This is a genomic window from Sphingomonas sp. Leaf30 (genome assembly GCF_001422525.1).
Lineage (GTDB): Bacteria > Pseudomonadota > Alphaproteobacteria > Sphingomonadales > Sphingomonadaceae > Sphingomonas > Sphingomonas aerolata.
In genome coordinates, this window is record NZ_LMKZ01000001.1 from 315,246 (window position 1) to 330,071 (window position 14,826).

The 14,826-nt window shown below is 67.5% G+C and carries 14 protein-coding genes; 8 read left to right on the plus strand and 6 right to left on the minus strand.

Going from position 1 to position 14,826, the window contains the following annotated elements; genetic code table 11:
• The first annotated feature begins 23 nt into the window (after positions 1-23).
• The 5 genes from ASE89_RS01500 (at position 24) to ASE89_RS01520 (ending at position 6,755) form a co-directional block, all read left to right on the plus strand.
• The gene (locus ASE89_RS01500; protein ID WP_056673398.1) at positions 24-344 is read left to right on the plus strand and encodes a GIY-YIG nuclease family protein; all 321 of its coding nucleotides are present in this window, start codon (positions 24-26) and stop codon (positions 342-344) included.
• Positions 345-462: 118 nt separating this feature from the next.
• Positions 463-1,557 carry a phenylalanine--tRNA ligase subunit alpha gene (gene pheS / locus ASE89_RS01505; protein ID WP_192003308.1) on the plus strand — a complete coding sequence of 365 codons (1,095 nt, stop codon included), beginning with the start codon at positions 463-465 and terminating at the stop codon, positions 1,555-1,557.
• Positions 1,554-3,968 carry a phenylalanine--tRNA ligase subunit beta gene (gene pheT / locus ASE89_RS01510; RefSeq protein WP_056673407.1) on the plus strand — a complete coding sequence of 805 codons (2,415 nt, stop codon included), beginning with the start codon at positions 1,554-1,556 and terminating at the stop codon, positions 3,966-3,968. The genes pheS and pheT overlap by 4 nt, the downstream gene beginning before the upstream one ends.
• 190 nt (positions 3,969-4,158) lie before the next feature.
• The gene (locus tag ASE89_RS01515; RefSeq protein WP_056673410.1) at positions 4,159-5,034 is read left to right on the plus strand and encodes an aldose 1-epimerase family protein; all 876 of its coding nucleotides are present in this window, start codon (positions 4,159-4,161) and stop codon (positions 5,032-5,034) included.
• A gap of 152 nt (positions 5,035-5,186) precedes the next feature.
• Positions 5,187-6,755, plus strand: a complete 1,569-nt coding sequence (locus ASE89_RS01520; protein ID WP_056673412.1) for a peptide chain release factor 3 — start codon at positions 5,187-5,189, stop codon at positions 6,753-6,755.
• 61 nt (positions 6,756-6,816) lie between these two features.
• Here ASE89_RS01520 and ASE89_RS01525 read toward each other — a convergent pair whose 3' ends face one another.
• The 5 genes from ASE89_RS01525 to rpmF all read right to left on the minus strand — a co-directional run bounded on the left by ASE89_RS01525 (position 6,817) and on the right by rpmF (position 9,779).
• On the minus strand, positions 6,817-7,176 hold the full coding sequence (locus ASE89_RS01525) for a MerR family transcriptional regulator (protein ID WP_056673414.1): 360 nt from the start codon (positions 7,174-7,176) through the stop codon (positions 6,817-6,819).
• 8 nt (positions 7,177-7,184) lie between these two features.
• Complete coding sequence (locus ASE89_RS01530) at positions 7,185-7,484, minus strand: integration host factor subunit alpha (RefSeq protein ID WP_031395326.1); 300 nt, start codon at positions 7,482-7,484, stop codon at positions 7,185-7,187.
• A gap of 94 nt (positions 7,485-7,578) precedes the next feature.
• The gene (locus tag ASE89_RS01535) at positions 7,579-8,547 is read right to left on the minus strand and encodes a beta-ketoacyl-ACP synthase III (protein WP_031395325.1); all 969 of its coding nucleotides are present in this window, start codon (positions 8,545-8,547) and stop codon (positions 7,579-7,581) included.
• On the minus strand, positions 8,544-9,572 hold the full coding sequence (gene plsX / locus ASE89_RS01540) for a phosphate acyltransferase PlsX (protein ID WP_031395324.1): 1,029 nt from the start codon (positions 9,570-9,572) through the stop codon (positions 8,544-8,546). The genes ASE89_RS01535 and plsX overlap by 4 nt, the downstream gene beginning before the upstream one ends.
• A gap of 27 nt (positions 9,573-9,599) precedes the next feature.
• A complete protein-coding gene (rpmF, locus tag ASE89_RS19530) occupies positions 9,600-9,779 on the minus strand; it encodes a 50S ribosomal protein L32 (RefSeq protein ID WP_031438822.1) in 180 nt (59 codons plus the stop codon).
• A gap of 207 nt (positions 9,780-9,986) precedes the next feature.
• Between rpmF and ASE89_RS01545 the strand changes: the two genes are divergently transcribed.
• Together ASE89_RS01545 and ASE89_RS01550 are read left to right on the plus strand one after the other, a co-directional pair.
• Positions 9,987-10,430, plus strand: coding sequence for an MAPEG family protein (locus tag ASE89_RS01545; protein ID WP_031395323.1), 444 nt, complete (start codon positions 9,987-9,989; stop codon positions 10,428-10,430).
• Between the two features lie 38 nt (positions 10,431-10,468).
• On the plus strand, positions 10,469-12,088 hold the full coding sequence (locus ASE89_RS01550; protein ID WP_192003307.1) for a M28 family metallopeptidase: 1,620 nt from the start codon (positions 10,469-10,471) through the stop codon (positions 12,086-12,088).
• A gap of 187 nt (positions 12,089-12,275) precedes the next feature.
• Here ASE89_RS01550 and ASE89_RS01555 read toward each other — a convergent pair whose 3' ends face one another.
• On the minus strand, positions 12,276-12,944 hold the full coding sequence (locus ASE89_RS01555; protein ID WP_031394761.1) for an MBL fold metallo-hydrolase: 669 nt from the start codon (positions 12,942-12,944) through the stop codon (positions 12,276-12,278).
• Positions 12,945-13,024: 80 nt separating this feature from the next.
• On the opposite strand from ASE89_RS01555, the gene pabB reads away from it, so the two are divergent.
• Positions 13,025-14,785, plus strand: a complete 1,761-nt coding sequence (pabB, locus tag ASE89_RS01560; protein WP_056673420.1) for an aminodeoxychorismate synthase component I — start codon at positions 13,025-13,027, stop codon at positions 14,783-14,785.
• The last annotated feature ends 41 nt before the right edge of the window (positions 14,786-14,826 follow it).

Sequence of the window (14,826 nt, forward strand, 5' to 3'; positions counted from 1 at the left end):
TCGCGGGAATGACGGGAGAAGTGATGGACCGGCAACCCTGCGTCTACATCCTCGCCAGCAGCAAGCACGGTACGTTCTATATCGGCGTGACGTCGAACTTGCTCGGACAGCTGCAACAGCATCGCGAAGGGTTGATCAAGGGGTTCACGTCCCGCTACGACGTAGTGCGGCTGGTGCATTATGAGATGGCCGACACGATGGACGCTGCGATCGCGCGCGAGAAGCAGCTCAAGAAGTGGAACCGCGACTGGAAGGTGACCCTGATCGAGCGTGACAATCCGGACTGGGACGATCTGGCGATCGGCCTGGGATTGGACCCCGTTTCAGATCGTCCTTCCCGCTAGGCGGGGCCTTCGTTTCAAGGGCCAGGGATAGAGGCGCTACGGCAGCCAGTATGGATCCCCGCCTCCGCGGGGATGACGAAGTTAGGATTTCGACACAGTGACGCAAGACCTGAACCAGATGCGCGAACACATGTTGGCGGCGATCGCCGCGGCATCCGGCCTCGACGCGCTGGAGGCGTGCCGGGTCGAGGCGCTCGGCAAGCAGGGCACGATCACCGCGCTGCTGAAGACGCTCGGCAAGATGACCCCCGAAGAGCGCCTCGTGCAGGGACCGCTGATCCAGGGGCTGCGCGAGGCAGTCGCGAACGGCATCGCCGAACGGAAAGCGACGCTCGAACGCGCCGCGCTCGACGCCCGGCTCGCCAGCGAAACGCTCGACATGACGCTGCCCGCCGACGCGCCCATGCCCGGCACGATCCACCCGGTCAGCCAGGTCATGGACGAACTCGCCGAGATCTTCGCCGACTTGGGCTTCGCGGTCGCGACCGGGCCCGAGATCGAGACCGACTGGCATAATTTCTCCGCGCTCAACATCCCCGAGACGCATCCGGCGCGCGCGATGCATGACACCTTCTATCTCCAGCAGGGGATCGACGCGAAGGCCGCGGGCACCGCCGACGAGAAGACGACCTTCTCGCTGCTCCGCACGCACACCTCGCCCGTCCAGATCCGCACGATGCTGAGCCAGAAGCCGCCGATCCGCATCATCGCGCCGGGCCGCACCTACCGCTCGGACTCGGACGCGACGCACACGCCGATGTTCCACCAGGTCGAGGGCCTCGTGATCGACAAGGGCATCACGCTCGGCCATCTGAAGTGGACGCTCGAGACGTTCGTGAAGGCGTTCTTCGAGCGCGACGACATCGTCCTGCGGATGCGCCCGAGCTATTTCCCGTTCACCGAACCCTCGGTCGAGATCGACGTCGGCTATACGCTCGTGAAGGGCAAGCGCGTCGTCGGTGGCGCGGAGCCAGACGGCTGGCTCGAGATCCTGGGCAGCGGCATGGTCCATCGGAAAGTGATCGAGGCGTGCGGGCTCGACCCCGACGAATGGCAGGGCTTTGCGTTCGGCTGCGGGATCGACCGGCTCGCGATGCTCAAATACGGCATGGACGACCTCCGCCCGTTCTTCGACGGCGATATCCGCTGGCTGAAACATTATGGTTTCTCGAGCCTCGACGTCCCCACTTTGTCGGCAGGAGTCGGCGCATGAAGTTCACGCTCAGCTGGCTCAAGCAGCACCTCGACACCACCGCCACGCTCGACCAGATCGTCGACGCGCTGACGCGTATCGGCCTCGAGGTCGAAGGCGTCGAGAATCCCGGCGAGAAGCTCGCTGCGTTCCGAATCGCCAAGGTTCTCAGCGCCGAACGCCATCCGCAGGCCGACAAGCTCCAGATCCTGTCGGTCGACGCCGGTGACGGCCCGCTCCAGGTCGTCTGCGGCGCGGCGAACGCGCGCGCCGGGCTGGTCGGCGTATTCGGCGCACCCGGCGCCTACGTCCCCGGTCTCGACGTGACGCTCAAGCTCGCGAGCATCCGCGGGGTCGAATCGAACGGCATGATGTGCTCGACGCGCGAGCTGGAGCTCGGCGAGGATCATGACGGCATCATCGAGCTGCCCGCGGACGCGCCGATCGGCACGCCGTACCCCGATTATGCCGGGCTCACCGATCCCGTCATCGACGTCGCGATCACCCCCAACCGCCAGGACTGCATGGGCGTGCGCGGCATTGCGCGAGACCTCGCCGCTGCCGGCATGGGCACGCTCACACCGCTGATCTTCGATCCGATCGTCACCGACGGGGCAGGGCCATCGGTCCGCACCGACGACACCGCAGGCTGCCCCGCCTTCTTCGCGCAGACCGTCACCGGCGTGCGCAACGGCGGGTCTCCCGACTGGATGCGCCGCAGCCTGCTCGCGATCGGCCAGAAGCCGATCTCCGCACTCGTCGACATCACCAACTACCTGATGATCGACCTCGGCCGGCCGCTGCACGTCTATGACCGCGCCAAGCTGTCGGGCGGCCTCGTCGCGCGGAAAGCGAAGGACGGCGAACAGGTCGTCGCGCTCAACGGCAAGACCTACACGCTCGACGCCAGCATGACCGTCATCGCCGACGATGTAGCCGTGCACGATATCGGCGGCATCATGGGCGGCGAGCATTCGGGGGTCTCCGCGGAGACCACCGATGTGCTGATCGAATGCGCCTATTTCGATCCCGACCATATCGCGCGCACCGGCCAGGCACTCACGCTCACCTCCGACGCGCGCAGCCGCTTCGAACGCGGTGTCGATCCGGCGTTCCTCGACGACGGCCTCGCGATCGCCACCGCGCTCGTGCTCCACGTCTGCGGCGGCACCGCGAGTGAGGTCACGCGCTCGGGGACGCCCCCGCTCGAGCCTCGCGTCGTGCACTATGATCCACGGCTCAGTGCGGATCTGGGCGGGCTGCACGTGGCGCCCGAACGCCAGGCGCGCACGCTCCTGTCGCTCGGCTTCACGATCGGCGCGATCAAGAGCGCGGATGCATTCAGCGACGCGCTGTTCTCGACGATCGAGGGCAAATGGCCGGTCACGGTCCCGAGCTGGCGCCGCGACGTCGACGGTCCCGCCGATCTCGTCGAGGAAGTCGTCCGGATCGAGGGCATCGACAGCATCCCCTCGACCCCGCTGCCGCGCCTGCCCGGCGTCGCCAAGCCGACCGCGACCCCCGAGCAGAAGCTCGAACGCCGCGCACGCCGCGCCGCCGCCGCGCGCGGGCTCGACGAAGCGGTGACATGGAGCTTCCTCTCCGACGCCGAAGCCGCACCCTTCGGCGGCGGCGCCTGGACGCTCGCCAACCCGATCAGCGAAGACCTGAAGGTCATGCGCCCCTCGCTGCTCCCCGGCCTGCTCGCCGCGACGGGGCGCAACCTCAAGCGCGGGCAGCAGAGTGTCCGCCTGTTCGAGATCGGTCGCCGCTATCTTGCCGATGCCGAGCGCGCGACGCTCGGCGTGGTGCTGGCGGGCGACCGCCGCCCGCGCGGCTGGCGCGAGGGCAAGGCCGCGAGCTTCGACGCCTATGATGCGAAGGCCGAAGCGCTCGCACTGCTCGCCGCCTCGGGCGCACCGGTCGACAATCTCCAGGTCATGGGGGAGGCGGGCGATGCCTGGCATCTGGGCCAGTCGGGTACGCTCCGGCTTGGGCCGAAGACGGTGCTGGCGAGCTTCGGCATGCTGCATCCGCTGGTGCTGAAGGCGTTCGACCTCGACGGCGCGGTCGCTGCGGTAGAGGTTTATCTCGACGCGATCCCGCCCAAGCGCGCTTCGAGCTTCGCGCGCCCGGCCTACACGCCGCCGGCGTTGCAGGCCGTCCGCCGCGACTTCGCGTTCCTCGTGCCGGCGGCGCTCGCCACCGACGCGCTGGTCCGCGCGGTCAAGGGGGCCGACAAGGCCGCGATTGTCTCGGCGCGCGTGTTCGACGTGTTCACCGGCCAGGGCGTCGAGGACGGCTACAAGTCGGTCGCGGTCGAAATCGTCCTGCAACCCACCGCCAAGAGCTTCACCGACGAGGAGCTGAAGGCGGTGGCGGACAAGGTCGTCGCGGCGGCGGCCAAGCAGGGCGCGAGCCTGCGCGTCTGAGCGTCTCCTCACCCTCTAACACCACCCCGGCGAAGGCCGGGGTCCAGTTGGAAAGGTGGAAGTAACGAGGGACTGTCCTCCGTTACGCCCGTTCCCCAACTGGGCCCCGGCCTTCGCCGGGGTGGGGCCGCCGGGTTGTCCGATGAGCGTTTTGAAGACCCGCGTGTTCGACCACGAAGGAAGGACCCCAATGACCGACCTGATCACGATCGCCAACGACCACCTCACTGCGCAGATCAACCCGCTCGGGGCCGAGCTCACGTCGCTGAAGGATGCAGACGGGCGCGAGCTGATGACCAATGCCGACCCGGCCTTCTGGACCGGCCACGCGCCGATCCTCTTCCCCGTCGTCGGTCGCCCCTACCGCGACACGATCCGCGTCGACGGCACCGAATATTCGATGAAGCAGCACGGCTTCGCGCGGCGCATGGTGTTCGCGGTGTCCGAGGAGCAGCCCGGATCGGTCGCCTTCACGCTCGAGGCGACGCCCGAGACGCGCGCGGTCTATCCGTTCGATTTCCGGCTGACGGTAACGTTCGCGCTGGTCGGCGCGACGCTGAGCGTCGACGTCGCGATCACGAACCCCGCCGCGCAGCCGCTTTCGGCGAGCTTCGGTTTCCATCCCGCCTTCGCCTGGCCGCTGCCTTACGGGGAGGATCGGGCCGACCACCGCATCGTCTTCTCGGCCGACGAGCCCGATGCGCTGCGCATGATCGCCGACGACGGCACGATCACCGAGGGCGAGCGTCCCTCGCCGCTGGAGGGGCGGACGCTGCGCCTGCAGGACGCGCTGTTCGCGAAGGATGCGCTGGTCTGGGATTCGGTCCGGTCCGACTCGGTCACCTATGGCGCCGAAACCGGCCCGCAGCTGCGGATCGACTTCCCCGACACGCCGATGCTCGGCATCTGGACCAAGCCCGGCGCGGCCTATGTCTGTGTCGAGCCGTGGCACGGCATCGCGGACCCCGAAGGCTATGACGGCGATTTCCGTGCCAAGCCCGGCGTCTTCGAGATCCCAGCAGGTGCCACCAAGCGCATCGCGCTCCACGTAACGCTGATCCGCTAAAAACCCCTCCCCTTCAGGGGAGGGGAGCAGCTATCGCTGCGATTGCACCCCCTGTCCTCCGGCCCCCGCATCTGCCAAGAGCGGCAGCATGACCGCCGGACCCCCGGCCCAACCTTCTTTGCGAGCCGCGACAGGCTCCCCGGACCTACGCCATGACCCAATTTCCCCGCCGCACCTTCGCGATCATCTCGCATCCCGACGCCGGCAAGACCACGCTGACCGAGAAATTGCTCTATTTCGGCGGCGCGATCCATCTCGCGGGCGAGGTGAAGGCGCGCGGCCAGAACCGCCGCGCGCGCTCGGACTGGATGAAGATCGAGCAGCAGCGTGGGATCTCGGTCACGTCGTCCGTCATGACGTTCGAGCGCCAGGGGATCACCTTCAACCTGCTCGACACGCCGGGCCATGAGGATTTTTCCGAGGACACCTACCGCACGCTGACCGCGGTCGACTCGGCGGTCATGGTGATCGACGCCGCCAAGGGCATCGAGCCGCAGACGCGCAAGCTGTTCGAGGTCTGCCGCCTGCGCAACGTGCCGATCATCACCTTCGTCAACAAGGTCGACCGCGAGGGGCGCGATCCGTTCTCGCTGCTCGACGAGGTGGCGGAGATGCTCCAGCTCGACGTCTGCCCGATGAGCTGGCCGGTCGGCATGGGCGGCGAGTTCGAGGGCGTTTACGATCTCTACGCCAACACGCTGAGCCGCCCCGAAGGCGACAGCCGCGAGTTCATGGGCAAGGCGATCCCGTTCGCCGGTATCGACGACCCCAAGCTCGCCGAGATCCTCAGCCCCGAAGGGATCGTCCGCCTCTCCGACGAGGCCGAACTCGCACAGGGCGGCTATTCGAGCTTCGACGCCGACGCCTATCGCGCAGGCAATCTGACGCCGGTCTATTTCGGCTCGGCACTCAAGGATTTCGGCGTCGCCGAACTGATCGCCGCGCTCGCCGACTATGCCCCGCCACCGCGCGCGCAGCCTGCCGAGCCCGCCCCCATCTCCCCCGACGAAAGCGAAGTCACCGGCTTCGTGTTCAAGGTGCAGGCGAACATGGATCCCAACCACCGCGACCGGATTGCGTTCATGCGGCTGTGCTCGGGCGTGTTCAAGCGCGGCATGAAGCTGACGCCCACGGGTCACGGCAAGCCGATCGCGGTTCATTCGCCGATCCTGTTCTTCGCGCAAAATCGCGAGCTGGCGGACGAGGCGTTTCCGGGCGACATCATCGGCATCCCCAACCACGGCACGCTGCGCGTCGGCGATACGCTGAGCGAACGCGCGGCGATCCGCTTCACCGGCCTGCCGAACTTTGCGCCCGAAATCCTGCGCCGCGTCGTGCTGAAGGATTTCACCAAGACCAAGCAGTTGCGGAAAGCGCTCGACGACATGGCCGAGGAGGGGGTGACTCAGGTCTTCTACCCCGACATCGGCTCGAACTGGATCATCGGCGTCGTCGGGCAGCTCCAGCTCGAGGTGCTGCTGTCGCGGCTCGATGCAGAGTACAAGGTCGCGGCCGGGCTCGAGCCTGCGCCGTACGAGACCGCCCGCTGGATATCGGCGGAAGACCCGCAGGAGCTTAAGACCTTCGCCGAGATCAACCGCGGCGCGATGGCGAAGGATCGCGACGGGAACCCGGTGTTCCTCGCCAAGAGCGCGTGGGAGGTGAACTACATCGCCGACCGCTATGCCAAGATCCGCTTCGCCGCGACCCGCGAACGGTAAGGGACCGCCATCGATCGTCATCCCCGCCCGCGCGAGGATGACGAACCGGCAGGGATGCGGATCAATCCGCGGCCAGGGCCTCGGCAAGCATGTCGCGGATCGCGCGCAGTGCCGTGATCGGCGTCTCGGCGGGCGCAACGATCTCGGCAGCGACCGCGGGCGGTGCGCCCTTTTCGGCGGCCAGCAGCTGCTGGACGCCGCGCACGGTATAGCCGTCGCGATTGAGCAGCTGGTCGATCCGGCGCACCAGCGCGACGTCCTCGACGCGGTAATAGCGACGATTCCCGGCCCGCTGGAGCGGTCGGAGCTGGGGGAAACGCGTTTCCCAATAGCGCAGGATATGCTGTGGCAAGCCGGTATCGTTCGACAGTTCGCCGATGGTCCGGAATGCGGTACTGGCCTTGCCGGAACTGTCCGGCATCGCGTGCCTCAGCCTGCGCCGACGATGCGTTCGCGCATCATCTGGCTTGCGCGGAACGTCAGCACGCGGCGCGGTGCGATCGGCACCTCGACGCCCGTCTTGGGGTTGCGACCGATGCGCTCGCCCTTGTCGCGCAGAACGAACGTACCAAAGCCCGAAATCTTGACATTCTGCCCGCTGGTCAGTGCTTCGCACATCTCGGTCAGGATCTGTTCGACGACTTTTGAAGCATCCGATCGCGAAAGTCCGATTTCGCGATGAAGCGATTCGGCTAGATCGGCTCGTGTCAGCGTACCCGTCATTGTCATTCCGAAACTCCCACACCCATTGCGGTACCTACACAAGCAGCGTGATCATCGGAAGAGCTTTATCGGACAAATTGCAACTGGCTTTCAGTTGCGTTTAGAAGCGGATGACGGCCGCACCCCAAGTAAAGCCGCCACCCATCGCCTCGAGCACGACGATCTGGCCCTGCTGGATCCGTCCGTCACGAACCGCCACGTCGAGCGCGAGCGGTACCGACGCCGCGGAGGTGTTGGCATGCTGGTCGACGGTGACGACGACGCGCTCGGGGGCAAGGCCCAGCTTGCGCGCGGTCGCGTCGAGGATCCGGGCATTCGCCTGATGCGGCACGACCCAGTCGACCTGGTCCGCGGACAGGCCCGCCATCGCCAGCGATTCGGTCATGACGGCGGCAAGGTTGGTCACCGCGTGACGAAACACCTCGCGGCCCTTCATCCTGAGCTTGCCGACCGTCCCGGTGGTCGAGACGCCGCCATCGACATAGAGCAACTGGTTGTGCCGCCCGTCGGCGTGCAGCTTGGTAGTCAGGATGCCGCGTCCGTCTGCGTCCGCGGTGTCCTGCGCCTCGAGCACGATCGCGCCCGCACCGTCGCCGAACAGGACGCAGGTCGTGCGATCCTCCCAGTCGAGGATCCGGCTGAACGTCTCGGCGCCGATCACCAGCGCGCGCTTGGCGACGCCGCTGCGGATCATGCTGTCGACGACCTGGACCGCGTAGAGAAAGCCCGAGCAGACCGCAGCGACGTCGAACGCGACGCAGTCGTCGATCCCGAGCATTGCCTGCACCTTGGTCGCGCTGGCGGGGAAGGTCTGGTCGGGCGTCGCGGTGGCGAGCACGATCAGGTCGATGTCCTGCGCGTCGACGCCTGCTGCAGCGAGAGCCGCGCGGCAGGCATCCGCCGCCAGAGTCGCGGTCGTCTCGCCTTCGCCGGCGATATGGCGGAACCGGATGCCGGTGCGCTCGACGATCCATTCGTCGCTGGTGTCGACCTGTTCCGCCAGCTGCGCATTCGAGACGCGACGGACCGGCAGGGCCGATCCGGTGCCGGTAATGACCGAACGGATCATGCGGCTTCCTTGACGTTGCCCAGATCGTCGCTGATCCGGCGGACGAGGTCGTTTCTCACCATTTTGGCGGCATTGCCGATCGCCGTCGCCACGCCGCGCTCATTGGCGCCGCCATGGCTTTTGACGACGATGCCGTTGAGCCCGAGAAACACCGCGCCGTTGTGATTATTGGGATCGAGATGATCGCGCAGCAACTCGGTCGCGGGCTTGGAGATCAGGAAGCCGAGCTTCGACCGGACCGAGCTGCGGAACGCGCGCTTGAGCAGGTCGGCGACGAATCGCGCGGTGCCCTCGGCGGTCTTGAGCGCGATATTGCCCGAAAAGCCGTCGCATACGACGACATCGACATCGCCACGCGACAGGCGGTCGCCTTCGATGAAGCCGGTGAAGTCCATGTCGAGCTTGGGCGTCGCGCGCAGCATGGCGGCGGCCTCGCGAATCTCGTCGGTGCCCTTCATGTCCTCGCTGCCGATATTGAGCAGCGCGACACGTGGGTGGGCGATGTCGAGTGCGGTCCGTGCATAGGCGCCGCCCATGATCGCGAACTGGACGAGGTTGCGCGCATCGCACTCGGTATTCGCACCGAGGTCGAGCATAACCATGTCGGTGTCGCCAAGCGTCGGAAGGCGCGCGGCGAGCGCCGGGCGATCGATGCCCGGCAGCGTCCTGAGCGACAGCTTCGCCATCGCCATCAGCGCGCCGGTATTGCCACTCGAGACCGCGGCTGCGGCACGACCCTTTTTGACGAGATCGATGGCGATGCCCATCGATGTCGTCTTGGCGCGACGAATCGCCTGGCTCGGCTTGTCGCTCGAGCCAACCACCTCGGGGGCGTGGACGATCTCGGAGTTGAGTTCGAGATTCGGATGGGCTTTCAGCCCGTCGCGAATCGCGGTTTCGTCACCGACTAGCAGGAAATGCATGCCGTCAAACTGGCGTCGCGCACGCGCGACACCTGCCAGCATTACCGCCAGCCCGTCATCGCCACCCATCGCATCGACGGCGATCCAGGCGCTGTCGGGCATGCTCACGTCCTTCGCTCAGGTAAGGGCTCAGCCCTCGACCGAAAGGATTTCGCGACCGTTATAGTGGCCGCAAGACGTGCAGAGGTTATGCGGGCGCTTGAGTTCGCCACAGTTCGGGCACTCCTGAAATGCCGCGATCGTCAGCGAATCGTGGCCACGGCGCATGCCGCGCTTGGAGGGCGAGGTTTTTCTCTTGGGGACGGCCATTTCGGCACCTTGTTCTTTATAAAGGTCGGGGCTCCGATAGGCCCGGACGAAGGAGTCGGCAACCGACTGTTAAGGTCGGCCGCGTGAGCTACCATACGGCCTGACGCATCGCGAAGCGTGGCGCTATAGCGATAATCGCCTGCGTTGCAAGCATGGTGGCACAGTGGCACGACCCGCGCACACCGGAAACATCGAGGAATAAGCTGCATGATCCTGCCCGTAACCCTGACGATCGCCGCCGCGGCCGCGGTCCTCAATCTCTGGCTGGCCTTCCGGATCGTGCCGACTCGCCTCAAGGACAATGTCCTGCTGGGCGACAATGGCAATCCGGTCCTGCAGGGGCGGATGCGCGCGCAGGCGAACTTCGTCGAATATGCGCCCTTCATCCTGATCCTGTTCGCGCTGATCGAACTGGGTGGCGGATCGCCCCGCTGGTTGTGGATCGCCGGAGTCGTTTTCGTCGTCGCGCGAATCGCGCACGCCTTCGGCATGGACAAGACGACGTCGAACCTGCCGCGCGCCGGTGGCGCGCTCGCGACCTGGGCGCTGATGGCGCTGCTCGCGGGCTGGGCCCTCGCGATCGCCTATCAGGCCGGTGCCACGCCGTCGGTCACGACGTTCCAGACCGCACCGATCGAGGGTCGCGCATGAGCATCGTCCGGAATGTCGCCGCCCTCCTCGCCACGCCTATGCTGCTCGCGGTCGCGACGCCCGGCCTTGCGAAGGACGGCCCAGCGCAGGACGCCATCTCGCCCGAGCGCCTGTCCGCCGATGTCAGGACGCTGGCGTCGGACGCGTTCGAGGGCCGGGCACCGGGAACCGCGGGCGAAACCAGGACGATCGACTGGCTCATAGCGCAGTTCAAGGCGATGAAGCTGTCGCCGGGCGGGCCGGACGGCAGCTGGACGCAGGCGGTGCCGCTGGTCCACACGCGGCTGGGGCAGGGCAGTGTGCGCGCCGGGGCCACGCCGCTGGTCCAGGGCCGCGACGTCTATCTCAGCACGGTGCGCGGGGTCGACCGTGTCGCGATCGCCGACGCGCCGATGGTCTTTGTCGGCTACGGCGTCACCGCGCCCGAACGCGGCTGGGACGACTTCAAGGGTCTCGACCTGAAGGGCAAGGTCGCGGTCTTCCTGGTCAACGACCCCGATTTCGAGGCGGTGGCGGGGGACGATGCCAAGGGCCGGTTCGGCGATCGGCGCATGACCTATTATGGACGCTGGACCTACAAGTTCGAGGAGGCCGCGCGGCGCGGCGCGGTGGCGGCGCTGATCGTCCACGACACGCCGGGTGCCGGCTATGGCTGGGCGACGGTCACCGCACCCGCGGGCGAGAATTACGACATCGTGCGCGAGGATCCGACCTCGCGCGTGCTGCTGCAGGGGTGGATCGAAGGGGCCGCCGCGACCCGGCTGTTCGCCGCCTCCGGGCTCGACCTCGCCACGTTGCGCAAGGCCGCGCGGCACAGCGATTTCCGCCCCGTCGTGCTGAAGCAGCGGTTCACGAGCGACCTTCCCGTCCGTCATGACACGGCGGAGAGCCGCAACGTGCTGGCCATGCTGCCCGGCAAGACCCGTCCCGACGAAGTGGTGATGTTCGGGGCGCATTGGGATGCGTATGGCGTTGGCACGCCCGATGCGCAGGGGCGCACGATCCGCCCGGGTGCCAATGACGATGCGCTCGGGGTCGCGGGCGTGCTCGGCCTTGCCCGCAGCTTTGCCGCCGCGCCGCGCACCGACCGCAGCCTCGTCTTCGCACTGTGGAGCGGGGAGGAGCGGGGGCTGCTCGGGTCGGAAACCTATGCGGTGAAACCCGTCTATCCCGCGGCGAAGACGGTCGCCAACCTGACGCTCGACATTCTCCAGACGGCAGGGCCGGCGCGCGACGTCCTGCTGGTCGGCGCGGGCCAGAACAGCCTCGAGGACATGCTGGGCGATGCCGCGAAGGCGCAGGGCCGTGTCGTAACCCCCGAAGCCCTCCCCGAACGGGGGCTGTTCTACCGCGCGGATCATTTCTCGGTCGCGCGGCGCGGCGTGCCGACGCTGTTGCTGATGGCGATCAGCGGTGCGTCCGACCTCGTGACCGGTGGTCGCCCGGCGGGGCAGGCGTGGCTCGACGGCTATATGAAATGCTATCACCAGACGTGCGACGCCTGGAGTGCGGACTGGGATCTGCGCGGCGCGGCGCAGGATGTCGGTCTGTTCCAGACGATCGGCACGAAGCTGGCGAACAGCCGGCTCTGGCCGAAGTGGCGCGACGACTCCGAGTTCAAGTCGGTTCGGGCTGAAAGCGCGGGGGAGCGGAAGTAGGACTCAGCCCACACTGGCTACCACCCCGGCGAAGGCCGGGGTCCAGTTGGGAAGGTTGCAGTAACGGCGCGCTACCTCCGCCAATCTTGGTCCCCCAACTGGGCCCCGGCCTTCGCCGGGGTGGGGTGATTGGCGCGTTGGACATCTGCTTCCCGGTGTTCTCCCGCCTCCGCGGGAGAACAGGGACCTACGCCGCCAGCGCCCGATCGCTCACGAACAGGTTCGTCGCGCGCTCATGCGCGAACGTGCTCGCCGGGCCGTGACCCGGGATGAAGCTCGTGTCGCTGCCCAGCGGCCACAGCTTCTCGACGATCGACGACAGCAGCACCCGGTGATTGCCGCCGGGCATGTCCGATCGTCCGACCGACCCCTGGAACAGCACGTCGCCGACCTGCGCGAATTTCGATGGCGCGTGATGGAAGATCACATGGCCTTCGGTGTGCCCTGGCGTTTCGTAGACATCGAGAACGAGATCGCCGACCGACACCCGGTCGCCCTCGACCAGCCACCGGTCGGGTTCGAAATTGACGCCGGCGATCCCGTATTTCGGCCCGTCCTGGTCGAGCCGCTGGAGCCAGAAGCGGTCGGCCTCGTGCGGCCCCTCGATCGGCACCGCCAGATCGTCGGCTAGCGCCTTCGCCTCGCCGGCATGGTCGATATGCCCGTGCGTCAGCAGGATCTTCTCGACCGTCACGCCCGCCTCCGCGATCGCCGCCTTGATTCGCGGCAGGTCGCCGCCGGGATCGACCACCGCCGCCTTCATCGTCGCGGTGCACCACAGCAACGTGCAGTTCTGCTGGATCGGCGTGACGGGGATGATCGCGGCACGCAGCGGCGGCAGGGAGGTCTTTGTCATTCCGGCAAAATAGGGCGGCGGGCGGTTTCGGGCAATCGCCGCTTGCGGTTTGCCTGCCGCCCCGTGCATCAGTCGGCACGATGTGGACTGCGCCCTTCGTGTTGCTTGATGATGCCCGGGAGGCGGGGGCCCCCGCGCGCCTGTACGACCGGCCTGTCCGGGTCGTTCGCGCGGACACCCCCGATGCCGTGCAACCCGCGCTTGCGGAGATCCGTCGCGGACTGGCCGAGGGACTGCATGCCGCGGGGATGCTGGCCTATGAGGCGGGGATGACGTTCGCGTCGCGTGCGGTCGATGCCGGCCCGCCGGACGGCCCGTTGCTGTGGTTCGGCCTGTTCGAGCGCTACGAAACGATCCCCGCGGCGGCGCTGCCCGCGCTGTTGCCCGATCCTGCCGGAATCTGGGTCGGGCCGCCGCAGCCGCAGATCGACCGCGAGGCCTATGATGCGCGAATCGCACGGCTGCTCGCGCTGATCGCGGCGGGCGACATCTATCAGGCCAATCTGACCTTTGCCGCGACCGTGCCGTTCATCGGCGATCCCCGCGCGCTCTATGCCCGCCTCAGACGCCAGGCGCGTGCAGGCTATGGCGCATTGATCGACACGGGCGACGAAACCTGTCTGTCGCTGTCGCCCGAACTGTTCTTCACGCTCGAGGGCGATCGGCTGACCTGTCGGCCGATGAAGGGCACCGCGCCGCGCGGCGCCACGCCCGATGTCGATCGCCGCCTTGCCCAGGAGCTGGCCGCCGATCCGAAGCAGCGCGCGGAAAATCTGATGATCGTCGACCTGATGCGCAACGACCTGTCGCAGGTCGCGCAGGGTGTCTCGGTCCCGGACCTATTCACGGTGGAGACCTATCCAACCGTCCACCAGATGACCTCGACGGTGGCAGCGCGGCTGACCCCCGGTCGCGATGCGATCGATGTGCTCGCCGCGCTGTTCCCCTGCGGCTCGATCACCGGCGCCCCCAAGCAACGCGCGATGGAAGTCATCGCAGAGGTCGAGCAGGCCCGTCCCCGCGGCCTCTATACCGGCGCGATCGGCCGGTTCGATCCCGGCGGCGACGCCGCGCTGAACGTCGCGATCCGTACGCTGACGGTGCGCGACGGTGACGCGGTGATGGGGCTCGGCTCGGGGATCGTCGCGGACAGTGTCGCCGACCAGGAATGGCAGGAATGCGCGGACAAGGCGGCCTTCGTCACCGCCGGACAGCGCAAGCTGGACCTGATCGAGACGATGGCGTTCGATCCCGAACACGGGGTGATGCGGCTCGAACTGCATCTCGCCCGGCTGACGGCGAGTGCTGCGACGCTGGGGTTCAGCTTCGATCGTCACGCCGTTCGGAACGAACTGCAGGCGGCGACCTTCCGGCTGCGCGGTCCGCGGCGGATCCGGCTGGTCGTCGCGGCATCGGGCGCGGTCGCGATCCAGGTCGGTCCGATGCCGGTCACGCCCGCGCAGATGACGGTCGCGATCGTCCCGCTGCCTGTCGCGCCCGCCGATATCCGGCTGCGCCACAAGACCAGCGACCGCGCCTTTTACGACGACGCGCGGCGTGCCGCGGGCACCACCGAAGTGGTGTTCGAGGGGCCCGACGGCTTCCTGACGGAGGGGAGCTTCACCTCGCTGTTCGTGCCGCGCGACGGGGTGCTGGTAACCCCGCCTGTGGGCGCGCTGATCCCCGGCGTGCTGCGCGCCGATCTGCTCGCCAGCGGCCAGGCGGTCGAGGGACGGTTGACGCGCGCCGACCTCGCCAACGGGTTCCGTATGGGAAATGCGGTGCGTGGGCTCGTTCCGGCCGTTGTTGCGGTTGCGAAATCAGGCGATCGCGGCGTATAGCCCGCGCGAATTCCGCAGGCGCCGCTGCGGTCAACCGCAGA